Below are 14,253 nucleotides of genomic sequence, written 5' to 3'. Positions count from 1 at the left end.
CCACCGCACGCCAACCAAGTCTGAGGGGACACATCATGAAGAACAGCACTCTGATCAAGGGCACCGCTGCCATCGCCGTGGGCGCAGCACTGCTGCTGGGCGGCGGCGGAACCCTGGCCAACTGGAACGCGGCCGACGCCGCGGCTCCCGGGACGATCAGCTCCGGCGACTTGAACGTCAAAGCAAGCACTGGACAATGGACTGATCGTACGGGCAACGTTATCAACAACATCGGTGCCTACCGTGTGGTTCCGGGCGACAAACTGACTTACACGCAGGACCTGACGGTGACGCTCATCGGTGACAAGATGGCCGCAAACATTGTGGTCAGCGGTGCTAATGCCGCTAACAACTTCACCCCGGCCAATGTGACAATTACCGGTCCTGCCCTCAAAGTCGGGGGTGCGGCTGTCGCAAATCCCCTGACAGCCATCAGCGGAACCTCAACCAGGACTGTCACGGCTACTACGACCTTCGAATTCAAGGCGACCACCTCGGATCGAAACGATGTCAACACCAGCTACAACCTGGGAGATGTTAGCTACACGCTGACCCAGGTCGTGTCGGCCCCCGGACTGGCTGACCCCACCCCCCAGCCGTAGTCCCATGCAGGCGGGTGGCCGGTGAAAAGCCACCACCCGCCTGAATGATTAGGCGACAGGACCATAACCAGGAGGGACCATGCGCACCAAGCGCAGGCTGCAGGCGGCGGCACTGACCGCCCTGGCAGTGGTCCTGGGCCTGTTCACGGTGCAGGGAACCTATGCACTGTGGAGTGCGGCGGCGTCGGCCTCCCCGGGGACCATCACGTCCGCATCGTTCGATATGGCCCTCCAGGCGGTCAACACAGGTGCGACGACCAACATGACGCTTGCGGACGGGAAGACCTCGGCAAACCTGACCTTGTCTCCCGCGGGAACCTTGGGGCCGGGCACATCGGTTTACGGCGGCGTGGTGGTCACCAACAACACCAATGCCGGCGGCCAATTCAACGCCGCCATCACCGCAAGCCAACCGAGCGTGGCGAACCTCAACGGGGGAGCCCTTGCCGCCTACATCATCGTCAACGCAAAGGTGGCAGCGTCACCCACCGAATGCAGCACCGCCACCGGCTACACGGCGATTGGTGCGGCCGGTCTCGTCTCGCCCACAGTCGCCAAGGCAGGGTCAACCCTCTTCTGTTTCCAGGTCAGCCTCATGTCCGGCACCCCATCAACAGTGAAAGGACAAGCAGTGACAATCCAAACCACGCTCACCGCACGTCAGCTCTGCGGGGTACCCAGTGGCTGCTGACCTGACCGAACGCCTGCTTGGCGGCGCAGCCGAACCCTCAAAGCAGTGGACCGGGACTGCGGCAACCACGCCAGCAAGAGGAAGCAAACGCAAAGCCGTCTGGGCCGCCGTCGGACGCTTCTTGAGCATGGCCGCCATGCTGGTGGCGCTGTTCGCCGCCCTGGTCCTGATTGTGGTGCCGGTGGCGACGGGTTCGCAGACCTACACGATCCTCACCAAGTCCATGGCGCAGAAGTATCCGCCAGGCACCTTCATGGTGATGAAGCCGGTGCCGTTTGAAGAGCTCAAGTACGGCGACGTCATCACGTTCCAGCTGTACTCGGGCCGGCCGGACGTGGAAACACACCGGATTGTGGGCTTCGGTTCCACCCAACAGGGCGAGAAGACGCTGATTACCAGGGGTGACAACAACGGCGCCAACGATCCCAATCCGGTTCGTGCCATCCAAGTCAAAGGCAAGCTGTTCTATGCCGTCCCGTACGTGGGTTTCGTGGCCAACTTCCTGGGGAACTCCGACCGGGGGACGTGGACCGTCATCGCCGCCGTCGCCCTCATCGGCTACGGAGCCATCACGGTCTACAAGTCCGTCCGCAAGACCCGCAAGCGCGGTACCCCGACTGCCGAGGCTGGGTAAATGGCACGGTTCCGGGACCTCCCAGGCGCGGCGCCCGCCGTCGGGGCCTTCGTGCTCACGGTGCTGCTGGGTGTTGGCGGCGCCTCGGCGTCGGCACTCTGGCAACAGGGCGCGACGGCGACGATGACGGTTACTGCCTCCGGAACCTGGCCGCCACCCGTGTTCAACACCCCCGTCTGCAGCAACGTAGACAACGCGAACAAGTACGTATCCCTGGCCTACTCGGGATTCTCCGAGGCTCCAACGAAACTCACCTTCTCGGCAGCCGGGACCAACGGGGTCTACGGGGCAACTTCGGACCTGGCTGGCCCGTTCGGTACTTCCGGGAACGTATCGCTCTTTGGAGACTCCGCGATCTTCACCCAAATCACCACCACCCCGGCGACTGTCAGAATCGTGGCCACGTTCGCAGGCGGTGCCCAGGCCACCGCATACGTGAAGGTGAGCCTGGAGATCGGCACGGGAAACAAGAAGATCTACTGTGCCTGAGCTTTCCACCCGCCAGTTCGGCGGAAGAAGGTGCCGCTGCATCCCCCCATGCAGTGGCACCGTCTCCTGCCGAGCTGGCATTTTGCGTGTTTGGGGAGGGTGCGGGTCGCGGATGCATCTCCGCGTCGAGGGGACCGGGTGCGCCGGGGACGGACGTCGGGCCGGGGGCCAGCGGAAGGTGTGTGCCGCCGTTGTGCCTTCCCTCGTGTCCGTACGGCCGGTGGCGTGAGGCGATCCGTACACTGGCACCATGTCATGCCGAATCAGTGAACTGGTCCTGAACTGCGACGACCCGGAACTGCTTGCGCGGTTCTGGAGTGACGTCCTTGGTTATGTCGAGCTGGACAGGGAGGACGGGATGATTGAGATCGGGCCGGCTAACGCCGGGTTCGGCGGCCTGCAGCCCACGATCATCTTGAGCGCCAGCAGCAACCCGCGGGTGGGGCGGCTTCCCCTGCACATCGACGTCAACCCGGTGGACCGGGACCAGGACGCCGAACTGGAACGGCTGCTGGCCCTTGGTGCCCGGCCGGCCGACGTGGGGCAGACCGGGGACGAACAGTGGCACGTCCTGCAGGACCCCGAAGGAAACGAATTCTGCCTCCTGCGGAAGCGCCTCGATCCCGAAATCGTTACCAAAAAGGATCACTAAGCAGTGGATGAGCAAGCAAGGCGCTCTGCCCGTCAGTCGAAGGAGCGTTTTGGGCGGGAAAAGCCGCAATTGCGGTTCCCCGGCTGCTAACTCCGCAAATTAAAAGTATCTTGAGGAAAATCCCTGGCGGCGCCCACTTCAAGACGCCGCCAGGAGTTTGATGTCCGCAACACAGGCGGAAAATCCGAGATACTCAACGGGTTCGCCCGCAGTTCCACTATGCCGACCCACTCTCAAGTTAGAGCTCCCCGTAAGCTCAAGAAACCATCAAGCCGTTCGAACGGCATATTCTCTCAGGCCGGTCAACCGCAGTGTCCACACATAATCCGCAGATTTGGGTGGTTATTAGTAAGGTTACAGACCGATAACGCACCACCGGCGTGAGTAGAAAATTCCTCCAAGATGGGTCGAAGACCCCATGATTTCAGGGTTTCGGGTGGTTCTTTCCACATCCCGGCCCTGGTGGCGCCTCCGCGAAGACCGCAGGATCCGCAGGGGTGACGCGGAAACCCACATGCCTCTGTGCCTTCCCCATTGCCGGTGCGAAACGCTGGCCTAGCTTGGACCGTACTTCCAAACCTGGTTGCGAATCATCTCCTTCCTTTCAAAAGCAGGTACACCGTGAAGAGGCAAACTTCGCCGGCGCCCAAACTGCGCCGCCTCCTTCTCCCGCAAGTTCCGCCTGGTTCAAGCGGCGGAGAGATTGGACTGCGTCCCTGGTTGCGATCAGTCGCAGCGATCTTCATGGCATGCGTGCTGACCATCTTCGCCCTCCCGGCATCAGATCCCGTGGTGGCTGCCGACAGTACCGGGCCTAATCTCGTGCAGAACCCGTCACTGGAGACCGGCACGAACTTTCCTGATTGTTTCCAGGCCTCCGGCTATGGCACGCCGGGCACATGGACTTTCACGCCTGGGCGCGTGGGGGGACGTTCACTGACCGTCACAGTGACGTCCTATGCCTCGGGGGACCGAAAGGCACTGCAGAAGGAGTCGAGTGGCTGCGCTCCTGCGGTCACCCCAGGCCAGGTCTACAACCTGGGGGTTTGGTACCAGTCAACCGTCAGTGTTGCCATCACCACCTTCCGCCACACATCGAGCGGGTGGTCTTACTGGGGCGATCTTGGATCAGTGCCGGCTTCCGGCACCTGGGCGGAAGCGAAAGCCGCTACACCGGCCATCCCGGCGGGGACAGACCAGATCTCCTTTGGACTCTCCATTGCTGCCTCGGGAAGTCTGACAACAGATGATTACTCGCTGTTTGCAACCACCACACCTGCGCCCCCTCCGACGGGAGAGTTGGTGGTGAATGGGAACCTGACCACCGGAAGCCCAGTGCCTGACTGCTTCATCTCCGCAGGGTGGGGCACCCGGACGGTGACGGGGTCCCTTACCGCAGACGTTCCAGCCACTGCACCCGCCGGAGCACGCTCCTATGCAATGACCGTTTCCAATTACTCCAACGGTGACGCCAAACTCCTCGAGGCTGAAACTCCGGGGTGCGCCCCGGCCGTGAAAGCGGGTTCGAAGTACACCATCTCCATTGATTACAAGTCCAGCTCGGCCAAAAACTCTGTCACCGTGTTCAGCCACACGGCGGCCGGGTGGGGCTACTGGACTGATCTGGCCCAACCGGCGGCTACCGACGCGTGGGCCGTTGCCTCAGCTACCACACCTGCTATTCCTGACGGCGTAGATGCCCTGTCCTTTGGGTTGTCCGTTTCCGCGAACGGCACGCTGACCACCACCAACTACTCAATGAAGGAAGCCGCAAGCACCCAGCCACCGCCTCCTACGGGTACGCCGGCGCAAATAGGGTCGTGGCAGGTCCTCAATGCACCGATGCCGCTGAGGTCGATACATTCGACGCTCCTCAGCGACGGGAGGCTCCTGCTCATCGCCGGCTCAGGCAATGATGGAGCGGCCTTTGCGGCAGGCACCTTCAAAGCTTCGGTATGGGACCCCACCGCAGGAACCTTCACCGATGTCCCGGTTCCTTATGACATGTTCTGCGCCGGCCATGTCACCCTTCGCGACGGAAAAGTTCTCATCGGCGGCGGTACGGCAGCGTTCCCGACCGCCGACTCAGGTCCCACCACCTTCAAAGGGTCCAAGGCGAGCTATTACTTTGATCCCAAGGACAACAACTTCCACCAGTTGGCGGACATGGCCGGGGCGCACTGGTACCCGACAATGACAAAGCTCGGCAACGGTGATATCTGGTCGGCCGGTGGCCTGAACGAGAACGCTGAAGGCACTGTCCTGACGGAGATGTTCCAGAGCTCCAGCATGAGTTGGCTGCCTTCTGGAAACGTGCCGCAGACCTGGAGTTTCTGGGGAACGTACCCGCACATGTATCTGCTTTCTGATGGCCGTATGTTCTATGCGGGGGCACACACGTTCGGCAACGGCCTGCCCGGTACTGGTGCCTCCCTTTATGACTGGAAGTCTGCCCAGATATGGGATGTCTCTGGCCTGAGGCAGAAAGACCTGCGCGACCAGGCCGGATCTGTTCTGGTCGGCCCGGCACAGGATCAACGGGTGATGATCGTTGGCGGGGGCAATACCGAGACCAACGCCGACGCAATCAGCCTTGTGGACATCATCGACCTGAAACAGGCCAACCCCGTCTATGTTCCCGGGCCCGACTTGCCCGGTCCCGGCAAGGCGTACGTAAATGTGCTGAACCTGCCTGACCGTACAGTGCTTGCTGCCGATGGGGCGCAGCACAACCGTTCTGACAACGTCCTGACTGCAGCCATATACCAGCCTTCCACCAACAGTTGGCTGAGTATTGGTCCGGATCCTGTAGGCCGCAATTACCACTCTTCCGCCATCCTCCTCCCGGACGGGCGCGTAGCAGTTCTGGGCACGAACCCACTGGATAACTCTTTCGACTTCAGGATTTCCGTCTACTCCCCGCCGTATATGTTCAACGGCACACGACCCACAGTCACAGCCGCCCCCGGTTCTGCTACCTACGGTCAGCAGATCAGCCTGCAGACAACGGGGACCATAAAAGCTGCCCAACTGATGTCACCGATGTCCGCGACGCATCAAACGGACACCAACGCCCGCCTGGTAGATCTGCCCATGACCATCAGCGGCGGCACAGTCAACGCCACCATCCCCAACAACCCCAACATGCTTCCTCCCGGCCCGTACATGCTGACCGTGTTGGACGCCAACAACCTTCCAAGCATTGCGAAATGGGTGTGGATATCGTGAACCATCAGACACAGCCACGCAGCCGGAGTTTTGCCCGGACGGCACGCGCGGGCATTATTTCCCTCGGCCTGGCCGGATTGGCAGCCCTCTCCTACCATTCGGCAACAGCCCCTGAAACGGTATCGAATCTATCCGGCCTGCATGCGGCACACTCAAGTGCCGCGCTCGCCAGTGCGCAGGAAGCCGTGCCGATCCCCGCGGGTTCCCAACCGGCTACACCCTTGCCTTCCGCAGGCGCAGCCGCAGCGACTGCAACACCGGCACTTCCCGGGCCTGAGGATCCCGCCGATCCTGCCAATCGCCCGCAAACTTCCCTCAAGGAAGTAGCCAGCAAAGAACATGCTCCGGCGGGTGCCGGCCCCCGCCCCGCGCCGCAGGGGCCCCCTCCAGTTGCCCGGGGACCGGTCCTTCCTTCCCAGGTTTTTGAACGCGGAGCCCAAAATGCCGGCGGCTGCCTGAAGGAATACGGCGAGAACGGCCAGTGCGTGCCGGCCGTACCACCGAGCCTCGCCCAGCATCTCCAAGACATGAGGAACGCCGGCGCCAACACCGCCGGAATGGAGCACAGGTGGTCCTGCACCGAGCTCCGTCATTACTTCCAGAATGGTGTAGCAGTGCGCCAGCGGGGAATCGACCCCCAACACCTGGATACCAATGGCGACGGAAAGGCCTGCGGACCCGGCGACTGACGCCGGCGTCTTCCTTCCTGCGCCTCCTATAAACGCGGCCGCCCGAACCCTAGTTGGCTGCCGCATGCCCTCAGGCGTTGCTGCCTTCAAGCGCGCCGCTCACTGCCACACGGACAGGTCCACTATGTTCTCGAACGCCATATATTTCGCTGTTGAGTTCTCCATTGCTTTCATGTCCCTTGCGCTGTTCGTCATAGCGCTATCCACCGTGTATATGAGTACCCACGCGTGGTGGGACCCCCTGACCCAGGATTCCACTTCCTACACAGAGCTTCTGCCCGCGCCTGCGCTGTCCTTCTCACTCATCGTGCCCTGCCGGCACGAGAGCGAACGTGTCATGGCCTCCACCCTTGAACATTTATGCAGCCAGGAGTACCCCAACTTTGAAGTGATCATCTCCGTGGGACATGATGACCCGGATACGGTAAAGACTGCCCGCAAGCTGGCCGCGGAGCGTCCCGGAAGGGTCCGGGTCAGTGTGGACTCGGGGCAGGTCAAGAGCAAGCCCCAGCAGTTGAACACAGCCCTTGCCATGTGTCACAACGACGTCGTAGGAATATTCGACGCCGAGTCCATAGCAGCGCCTGACCTTCTGCTGCACGTGGACAGCTGTTTCCGGGCAAAGGGCGCCGACGTCGTCCAGGGCGCAGTGCAACTGGTTAACTACCGGGACACCTGGTACTCACTCCGGAACTGCCTGGAGTACTTCATGTGGTTCCGCTCCAGGCTGCACGCATATGCAAAGCAGGGCTTCATTCCTTTGGGCGGGAACACCGTCTTCGTGCGTCGCGAGGTGCTCAGTGCAATCAATGGCTGGGATTCCCGTTGCTTGGCTGAGGACTGCGATCTGGGTGTCCGGCTTTCGGTTCTGCACCGAAAAATAGTGATTGCCTATTCCCCGCGCCTGGTCACGAAAGAGGAAACCCCCGATTCGATCCGGGCACTGGTCAAGCAGCGGACACGGTGGTCCCTGGGCTTCATGCAGGTCTATGCCAAAGGGGATTGGAGGACTTTGCCGATCCTGAGGCAGAGATGCATGGCGTGGTGGACCCTCATGCAGCAGCACTTCATGGCGTTCACCGGATTATGCCTGCCGGTCTCGATCGTCACAGCCCTGGTAGGAAAATTCCCGCTGCCTGTCACCCTTCTGACCTTTGCGCCCCTGGTCCCGGCCATGGCCACGGTGGCTTTCGACATCTGCATGCTGAGGGAGTTCGGGCAGGACCACCGCTTCCACATCAGGGTCTATGACTACATGCGTTTGGTCCTTGCGACGCCTTTCTATCAGATACTGCTTGCCTTTTCCGCGCTTCGGGCGCTTATCAAGTTCCGGCGCAGTGACTTTAGATGGGAAAAAACCATGCACTCCGGAGCACACCTGGATTACGTGGCGGCCCGCTCATGAATACTCTTCTCGCGCCCGGAAAAAGCGCTGTCCCTGGTCGAGCCGTCGCATCGCCGGGGTGGGTTGTGTCCACATTCGCCGGCCTCGTCCGCAGGCTGAGCCCGGATCAACGCGCGGCAACTCTGGTCGCCCTATCCGCGGCTGTCCTCGCCGGCTGGAACCTGACCAACGCCCCGGAATACCAGGATGATGAAGGGACGTACACCGCCCAGGCGCTGTCCGTCCTTAACGGCAGTTTGGCCCCTTACACCTACTGGTACGATCATCCGCCGCTGGGTTGGGTGCAACTTTCGCTGCTCTCATGGATACCTCCCCTTCTGGGGCAGGGAGGCCAGAGCGCCGTGGGACAGATGCGGTACGTCGTCGCCGTCTTCTTTGTCGCCAGTACAGTGCTGGTCTATCTCATCGCCCGGAGGCTTGAACTCCGGCAAGTCTTCGCTGTAACGGCGGCCGCGCTCTTCTGTCTGTCTCCCCTTTCCCTGGTCCTGGGCCGCCAGGTGTTCATCGATAACGTCGGCGTGCCATGGCTTTTGGTCGCGTTCTACCTGATGCTGTCACCCCAGTTGAAACTTTGGCACCATATCGGCGCTGGAGTATGTTTTGCAGTCGCCGTGCTGTCAAAAGAAACGCTGGCGATCTTCGGCCCCGCGCTGTTGCTGGCCCTGCTGCACCGCCCCAGTTGGAAGACGCGGCTCTTTTCGCTCGTAGGATTCATGTCCATAGGTGGGCTGGTACTCGGGTTCTACCCGTTGCTGGCGCTGCTCCAAGGTGAGCTGGTCGCCGGACCGGGGCACGTCTCGCTACAGGACGCCTTCGCTTACCAGTTCATCTCCCGGCCCGGTTCCGGGAGCCTTTTTGACGGCCATTCAGGACGCACAGAGCTGGTAATGGGCTGGGTCTACTACGATAAATATCTCCTTGTCGCAGGCATTATGGCGGCACTCGTCTGCCTGCTCCGGCGGGAAACGAGGTGGATCCCTGCCGCGCTGGCCTTGTTTTCGCTCCCTGTGATCATCGGTCGCGGTTATCTCCCGGCCATGTACGTTATTGCTGCTATTCCCTTCCTGGTGATGGCGATCGCGGTCGCTGCCGACCTAACCTGGCGTGGCGTGTTGCTGCTCTTTCCGGCCGTCCCGCTTGGCAGGCACACCCAGGGCATCCGGAATCCTGGAATGGGTACCCGCATTGCAGCCCTAGGCATTACCGGGGGAGCCATGCTGGCCGTCACAACGGTTTTGCTGCTGCCACAATGGATGGCCATGAACAGGACACTCCTGGTCAGCAACACCAACGCCGACTGGCAGAACGCCATGGAGTGGTCCAGGAACAACCTGCCCAAGGAAGATACGGCCTTGGTCCCCTACTCGATGTGGCAGGACATCAACGGGGACGGAAGGCACGATCCCTGGAAAGTGATCGCACTGGAGAAGATGGACCTTGACTCCGCGTTCGAGGTTCATCACCCTGAAGGATGGCGGGCGATCCAATGGATCGTTGAGGGACCTCCGACAGCCCGCAATATCCGCAACCTTGCCCTGACGAATGCAGGCAAGGCTCTTGACCACTCACGAATCGTCGCATCCTTTGGGCCCTGGCACATCCGTCAGGTGCAGGTCGGACCTGAAAATGACGGCCAGCCGGGCACCCCGCCTCCGCCTGTACCTGCAGGGGAGGGCCAATGAGTGTCACAGCCCGCCTTTTCCCTTCGACCCCCATGGCAAAGTTCGCGCTCATTGGCGCGGTGGGGGCAGTGATGAACCTGCTCATCATGCTGGCCCTGGTGGATCTGGGCATGGAATATGTGGGAGCTGCGATTGCTGCCAGCGAAATAACCATCATCTCCAACTTCGTCATGCAGGAGCGGTACGTTTTCAATGATGGCGCGGCGCGGCAGCACCCGGTCAGTCACCGGTTCCTCCACTCGTTCACGTTCAACACCACCGAGTCGTTCATCCGGACGCCCTTCCTGTGGTGCCTGGTCGAACTGACCCATATCGCCAGCCCCGTTGCCCAGGGACTGGCTCTGGCGGCGTCGTTCTTTCTGCGGTACGCATTCCATCAAAAGCTGGTCTACGCCAAGGCATCAGTGATCGAATCTGGAGGCACGACGGCTGACATCCAGGGCTTTCGATCGCCTCGGAGACGAATTGCCCCTGGCCTTTCGATTTTCGGGGCAGGGAAGGACAAGAGCGCGGAATGAAAAAGCACATCCCCGCCAGCAGCTTTGACCCCTACGACCCTTACGGGCCGTGCGCGGAACCGCTACATTGTTGCCACGCATGCGGGCGCTTCCCATCCGAGCCTGTTTTGCCACTAGGGGGCGACATGGAACTTTTCAGCGATAAACCCGCGCTTGCCGCGGCTGCCCTCACCCGGCTCGTCGCCGCGGATGCCCGGAGCCAGGGCATTCCTGCGGGCCGCCTCCAGGCCTACCTCAGCGACCTCGTGGTGCGCAACGGACCCAGCATCGTTGAGCAGCTGGCCATCGAGCTGGCACGCCAGCACCTGGCCACGCTGGACCGCCTGGCCCAGGCCACGGGGCAGCCCGCCGCACGTTACCTGGACGAACTGGAACTCGCCGCCGCCATGCAGGAAAGCATCGGCCGTGACAGTGCGCAGCTGGACACCACCGACCCCGGGGCGGGCACCTGAGAAGTGGACCGGTGGGGGAGGAAGCGTCCGCGTGAGGGGTTTACCGCCCGGGCGCTTCCTGCCGCCGTGCGGCGTACGCGAACAGCGACGTGGTGGCCACCGTGGCCAGGTATCCCGCGATGACGATCAGCGAGATGCCGGCCCAGAAGTAGTTGGTGGTGCTGGTTTCCTGCCACGGGCTGGGCGCAATCCGGATGAGTGAATACACCGCAACCCCGGCCGAACCCAGCCCGATCAGCACCGGCAGCGTGAGCCAGATCCGGGCCGAGCCGAGGTGGTCGCCGAACCCGTCCCACTCGTTCCAGGACCCGCGCCGGAGGATCAGCCAGCCCGCCGGAATCATGAAGGCCCCCACCAGCAGGAACGCCGCCACCACGTCCGCGGGCCGGTGCCACTGGTTGATCAGGGTGGACACCCCGGACGCGATGGCGAAGGAGCCGCCAACGAAGCCGGCCATGGGTCGCCAGCGCGGGGACGCCATGAGGAACACCGCGGCGGCAGCGGACGCCGCCAGCGTGGTGTGGCCGGAAGGCAACGAGTTCAGTTCCAGGGTCAGCACGCCTTTGTCCGGGCGCGGCGGCAGCAGGTCCTTGAGCACCTGGGTCGCCACGTTCGCGCCAATGCACGCGGCCACGGCAATCCCGGCCTCCGCCCAGTGCCGCCGGATCACGGTGACAAACAGGACCACGACGGCGGCCATCACAAGGGAGATGGTGGGCAGCCAGTCAAGGAACTGGGTGGCGGCCTTGCCCGCGGGCCCGTGGATCTCCACCGCTTCCACCAGCGCGGACTCATCGATGAACTGGCCCGTGGTGGTCTGGACGAAGAAGTAATAGGTGGCAACCAGCCCGGCAATGCACGCCACCGTGGACAGCACAAACAGGAACGCCGAGCCCGGGGCAGGCCGTGCCGGAGTCCTGATGGAGAGTTGCCGTGAGGAAGTCATCGCGATTAAGGGTGACACAAAAAGCTGGAAGGCCGCTCAGGCGGTGGGCTTGACAGGGTCCAGCCGCGGCACGGCGGCGGCGGCCACCAGCAGTGCCAACGCGCCCAGCCCGAACGGCAGGGCGGTGGCTGTGGCAATGGCGCCCACCAGCAGTGGTCCGCCGGCGTCGCCCAGTTCGCGCCCCAGCTCGGCCGAGCCCATGGTCCGGCCCATCCGCTCCGGCGGCGTGGTGTCCGCCAGGTGCGCGAACCCCAGCGGGGTGGCCACGCCGATGCCCGAGCCAACCAGTGCAGCCGCAAGGAAGATGGTGACCACTCCCGGGGCGGCCGCCACCAAAGCGATGCCCGCGGCAATCAGCAGCAGGCCCGTCGTCGTGCCCTTGTTGTCGGTGACGGCGTGCCGGTCCCGCAGACGGCCGATCCACGGCTGGGTGAGCACCGAGCCCAGTGCCACCACGCTCACTGCCGCCGTCCCGGCGAAGGCGTCCAGGCCGTGGCGGGTGGCCAGCGCGGGGAGGAAGCCGACGGCGGCACCCAGGGCACCTGTCGAGGCGGCAAGCACCATCGTGGGGACCAGGAAACGACGCTCGCCCACCTGCCGGGCCAGGTCCATCACGGTATACCGCTTGCGCGGCAGCGGCGCCAGGTGCGGCACCGACACCAGCACCCAGACGGCCGTGGGCGCCGCCAGCGCTGACAGCGTGCCGAACAGCAGCGGGAACCCGCCGGCCAGGATCAGGCCGGCGCCCAGCGGCGGCCCAATGATGTAGCCAAGGCTCTTCCAGGACCCGTACCGGCCAAAGTAGGTCCCGGCCTTTCCGCCGCGGGCCATCCTTGCCACCATGGCGGACGACGACGGCGAGAAGGCCGACGCTGCGGCCCCCTGTCCCAGCCGGGCCAGGGCCAGGATGAACGGATCGGCGGCGCCGAGGCCAATCAGCGACAGTGCCGCGAAGGCGAACAGGCCGCCGACGATGACAGGTTTGGCGCCGATGCGGTCGCTGAGGGCGCCGAAGACCGGCTTGAGGAACACCTCCGCCACGTCGTAGAGGGCCAGCAGGATACCGAGGTTCAGCAGGGTCAGGCCGATGTTTTCGCTCTGCGCGCCCAGCCCCGCCGCGATGCTGTGGGCGCCGAAAGCCGTGACGAAGCCCGCCGCATACAGCGGTGCCGTCGACGAGCGGGTGGCCTGCGCGCCTGGCACGGATCTGTCGGGGGTCATAGCTGGGACTTTAGTACCTTCACAAAGTTGTGAAAACTTCTAAGACTTGGACCATGAATACCGTTGTCCAAACAGTGGGGTTGCACAAACACTTCGGCCACGTCAGGGCCCTCGACGGGTTGGACCTGGAAGTCCAGCGCGGGGAGATCCACGGATTCCTTGGCCCGAACGGCGCGGGAAAGTCCACCACCCTGCGCGTCCTCCTGGGCCTGGCGCGGGCAACCTCCGGCTCTGCCACCGTCCTGGGATACGAGCCCTGGACCCAGGCCGTGGAACTGCACCGCCGCCTGGCCTACGTGCCCGGCGACGTCCGGCTCTGGCCCAACCTCTCCGGCGGTGAAACCATCGACCTGCTCTCGCGGCTGCGCGGCGGCGCGGCGGACGGTGCCGCGTACCGCCGGCGGAAGGACCACCTGTGCCAGGTGTTCGACTTTGATCCGGCGAAGAAGGGCCGCGCCTACTCCAAGGGCAACCGGCAGAAGGTTGCGCTGATCGCCGCCCTCGCCACCGAAGCCGAGCTCTACCTGCTGGACGAGCCCACCAGCGGCCTTGACCCGCTCATGGAGGAAGTGTTCCGCCGGGAGCTGCTCGCCGCCGTCGACCGCGGGGCCACCGTGCTGCTGTCCAGCCACATCCTCTCCGAGGTGGAGGTGCTGTGCCAACGCGTGAGCATCATCCGGGCAGGCAGGATTGTCGACGGCGGCACGCTGGACTCGCTGCGGCACCTCACCAGGTCGGAAGTTTCCTTCGCCGCGGACGGGCTGGACCCGGAGGCCCTGGCCCGGCTGGGTGCGGTGCATGACCTGGCGCTCGACGCCGGACGGGTCCGGGTCAGCGCGGACTCGGACCGGATCGCAGAGGTCCTTCCCGCCCTGGGCGCCTTGGGCGTGCAAGGTTTGACGATCGTCCCGCCGTCCCTGGAAGAGCTCTTCCTGCGGCACTACGGGGATACCTCGCTGGGCGCTGAAACCGGGGCCGAAACGCCTTCCGAATCCACCCACGGCTCCCGGCGGCACCTGCTGGGCGCGAGGGGGCGGAGCTGAC

General features: G+C 63.5%; 13 protein-coding genes. 11 read left to right on the top strand and 2 right to left on the bottom strand.

The genetic code is table 11. The features are described from left to right. Positions 1 to 35 precede the first annotated feature (35 nt). The 10 genes from LDO22_RS08780 (at position 36) to LDO22_RS08735 (ending at position 11,042) form a co-directional block, all read left to right on the top strand. Positions 36 to 602 carry an alternate-type signal peptide domain-containing protein gene (locus LDO22_RS08780; protein ID WP_224026783.1) on the top strand — a complete coding sequence of 189 codons (567 nt, stop codon included), beginning with the start codon at positions 36 to 38 and terminating at the stop codon, positions 600 to 602. Positions 603 to 681: 79 nt separating this feature from the next. Next, positions 682 to 1,293, top strand: a complete 612-nt coding sequence (locus LDO22_RS08775) for a hypothetical protein (RefSeq protein WP_224026782.1) — start codon at positions 682 to 684, stop codon at positions 1,291 to 1,293. Beyond that, positions 1,283 to 1,927, top strand: a complete 645-nt coding sequence (locus tag LDO22_RS08770) for a signal peptidase I (RefSeq protein ID WP_224026781.1) — start codon at positions 1,283 to 1,285, stop codon at positions 1,925 to 1,927. Before LDO22_RS08775 ends, LDO22_RS08770 begins: the two co-directional genes overlap by 11 nt. Further along, a complete protein-coding gene (locus LDO22_RS08765) occupies positions 1,928 to 2,416 on the top strand; it encodes a hypothetical protein (protein ID WP_224026780.1) in 489 nt (162 codons plus the stop codon). Between the two features lie 250 nt (positions 2,417 to 2,666). Continuing rightward, positions 2,667 to 3,068, top strand: a complete 402-nt coding sequence (locus LDO22_RS08760; RefSeq protein WP_224026779.1) for a VOC family protein — start codon at positions 2,667 to 2,669, stop codon at positions 3,066 to 3,068. Between the two features lie 744 nt (positions 3,069 to 3,812). Then, positions 3,813 to 6,296, top strand: a complete 2,484-nt coding sequence (locus LDO22_RS08755; protein WP_224027202.1) for a galactose oxidase early set domain-containing protein — start codon at positions 3,813 to 3,815, stop codon at positions 6,294 to 6,296. 813 nt (positions 6,297 to 7,109) lie between these two features. After that, positions 7,110 to 8,390, top strand: coding sequence for a glycosyltransferase family 2 protein (locus LDO22_RS08750; protein WP_224026778.1), 1,281 nt, complete (start codon positions 7,110 to 7,112; stop codon positions 8,388 to 8,390). Between the two features lie 65 nt (positions 8,391 to 8,455). Next, entirely contained in the window at positions 8,456 to 10,072 is a 1,617-nt protein-coding gene (locus tag LDO22_RS08745) for a glycosyltransferase family 39 protein (protein ID WP_224026777.1), read from the top strand. After that, entirely contained in the window at positions 10,069 to 10,590 is a 522-nt protein-coding gene (locus tag LDO22_RS08740; RefSeq protein WP_224026776.1) for a GtrA family protein, read from the top strand. The genes LDO22_RS08745 and LDO22_RS08740 overlap by 4 nt, the downstream gene beginning before the upstream one ends. A gap of 125 nt (positions 10,591 to 10,715) precedes the next feature. Next, the gene (locus LDO22_RS08735) at positions 10,716 to 11,042 is read left to right on the top strand and encodes a hypothetical protein (protein WP_224026775.1); all 327 of its coding nucleotides are present in this window, start codon (positions 10,716 to 10,718) and stop codon (positions 11,040 to 11,042) included. A gap of 40 nt (positions 11,043 to 11,082) precedes the next feature. On the opposite strand, the gene LDO22_RS08730 is transcribed toward LDO22_RS08735, so the two are convergent. Further along, positions 11,083 to 11,988, bottom strand: coding sequence for a phosphatase PAP2 family protein (locus LDO22_RS08730; RefSeq protein ID WP_224026774.1), 906 nt, complete (start codon positions 11,986 to 11,988; stop codon positions 11,083 to 11,085). Between the two features lie 36 nt (positions 11,989 to 12,024). Continuing rightward, positions 12,025 to 13,209 carry an MFS transporter gene (locus tag LDO22_RS08725; protein ID WP_224026773.1) on the bottom strand — a complete coding sequence of 395 codons (1,185 nt, stop codon included), beginning with the start codon at positions 13,207 to 13,209 and terminating at the stop codon, positions 12,025 to 12,027. A 53-nt stretch (positions 13,210 to 13,262) separates the two neighbouring features. Here LDO22_RS08725 and LDO22_RS08720 point away from each other — a divergent pair, with 53 nt between their 5' ends. Next, positions 13,263 to 14,252, top strand: a complete 990-nt coding sequence (locus tag LDO22_RS08720) for an ABC transporter ATP-binding protein (protein WP_224026772.1) — start codon at positions 13,263 to 13,265, stop codon at positions 14,250 to 14,252. Position 14,253 lies beyond the last annotated feature (1 nt).

Source organism: Arthrobacter sp. NicSoilC5 (assembly GCF_019977395.1).
Taxonomy (GTDB): domain Bacteria; phylum Actinomycetota; class Actinomycetes; order Actinomycetales; family Micrococcaceae; genus Arthrobacter.
Note: the sequence above shows the minus strand (reverse complement) of the source record. Positions and strands in the feature narration are given on the sequence as shown.

Coding starts and splice junctions, on each gene's coding strand:
- LDO22_RS08780 (WP_224026783.1), top strand. CDS start 36: ATGAAGAACAGCACTCTGATCAAGGGCACCGCTGCCATCGCCGTGGGC.
- LDO22_RS08755 (WP_224027202.1), top strand. CDS start 3,813: ATGGCATGCGTGCTGACCATCTTCGCCCTCCCGGCATCAGATCCCGTG.
- LDO22_RS08720 (WP_224026772.1), top strand. CDS start 13,263: ATGAATACCGTTGTCCAAACAGTGGGGTTGCACAAACACTTCGGCCAC.
- LDO22_RS08775 (WP_224026782.1), top strand. CDS start 682: ATGCGCACCAAGCGCAGGCTGCAGGCGGCGGCACTGACCGCCCTGGCA.
- LDO22_RS08750 (WP_224026778.1), top strand. CDS start 7,110: ATGTTCTCGAACGCCATATATTTCGCTGTTGAGTTCTCCATTGCTTTC.
- LDO22_RS08725 (WP_224026773.1), bottom strand. CDS start 13,209: ATGACCCCCGACAGATCCGTGCCAGGCGCGCAGGCCACCCGCTCGTCG.
- LDO22_RS08760 (WP_224026779.1), top strand. CDS start 2,667: ATGTCATGCCGAATCAGTGAACTGGTCCTGAACTGCGACGACCCGGAA.
- LDO22_RS08735 (WP_224026775.1), top strand. CDS start 10,716: ATGGAACTTTTCAGCGATAAACCCGCGCTTGCCGCGGCTGCCCTCACC.
- LDO22_RS08740 (WP_224026776.1), top strand. CDS start 10,069: ATGAGTGTCACAGCCCGCCTTTTCCCTTCGACCCCCATGGCAAAGTTC.
- LDO22_RS08765 (WP_224026780.1), top strand. CDS start 1,928: ATGGCACGGTTCCGGGACCTCCCAGGCGCGGCGCCCGCCGTCGGGGCC.
- LDO22_RS08730 (WP_224026774.1), bottom strand. CDS start 11,988: ATGACTTCCTCACGGCAACTCTCCATCAGGACTCCGGCACGGCCTGCC.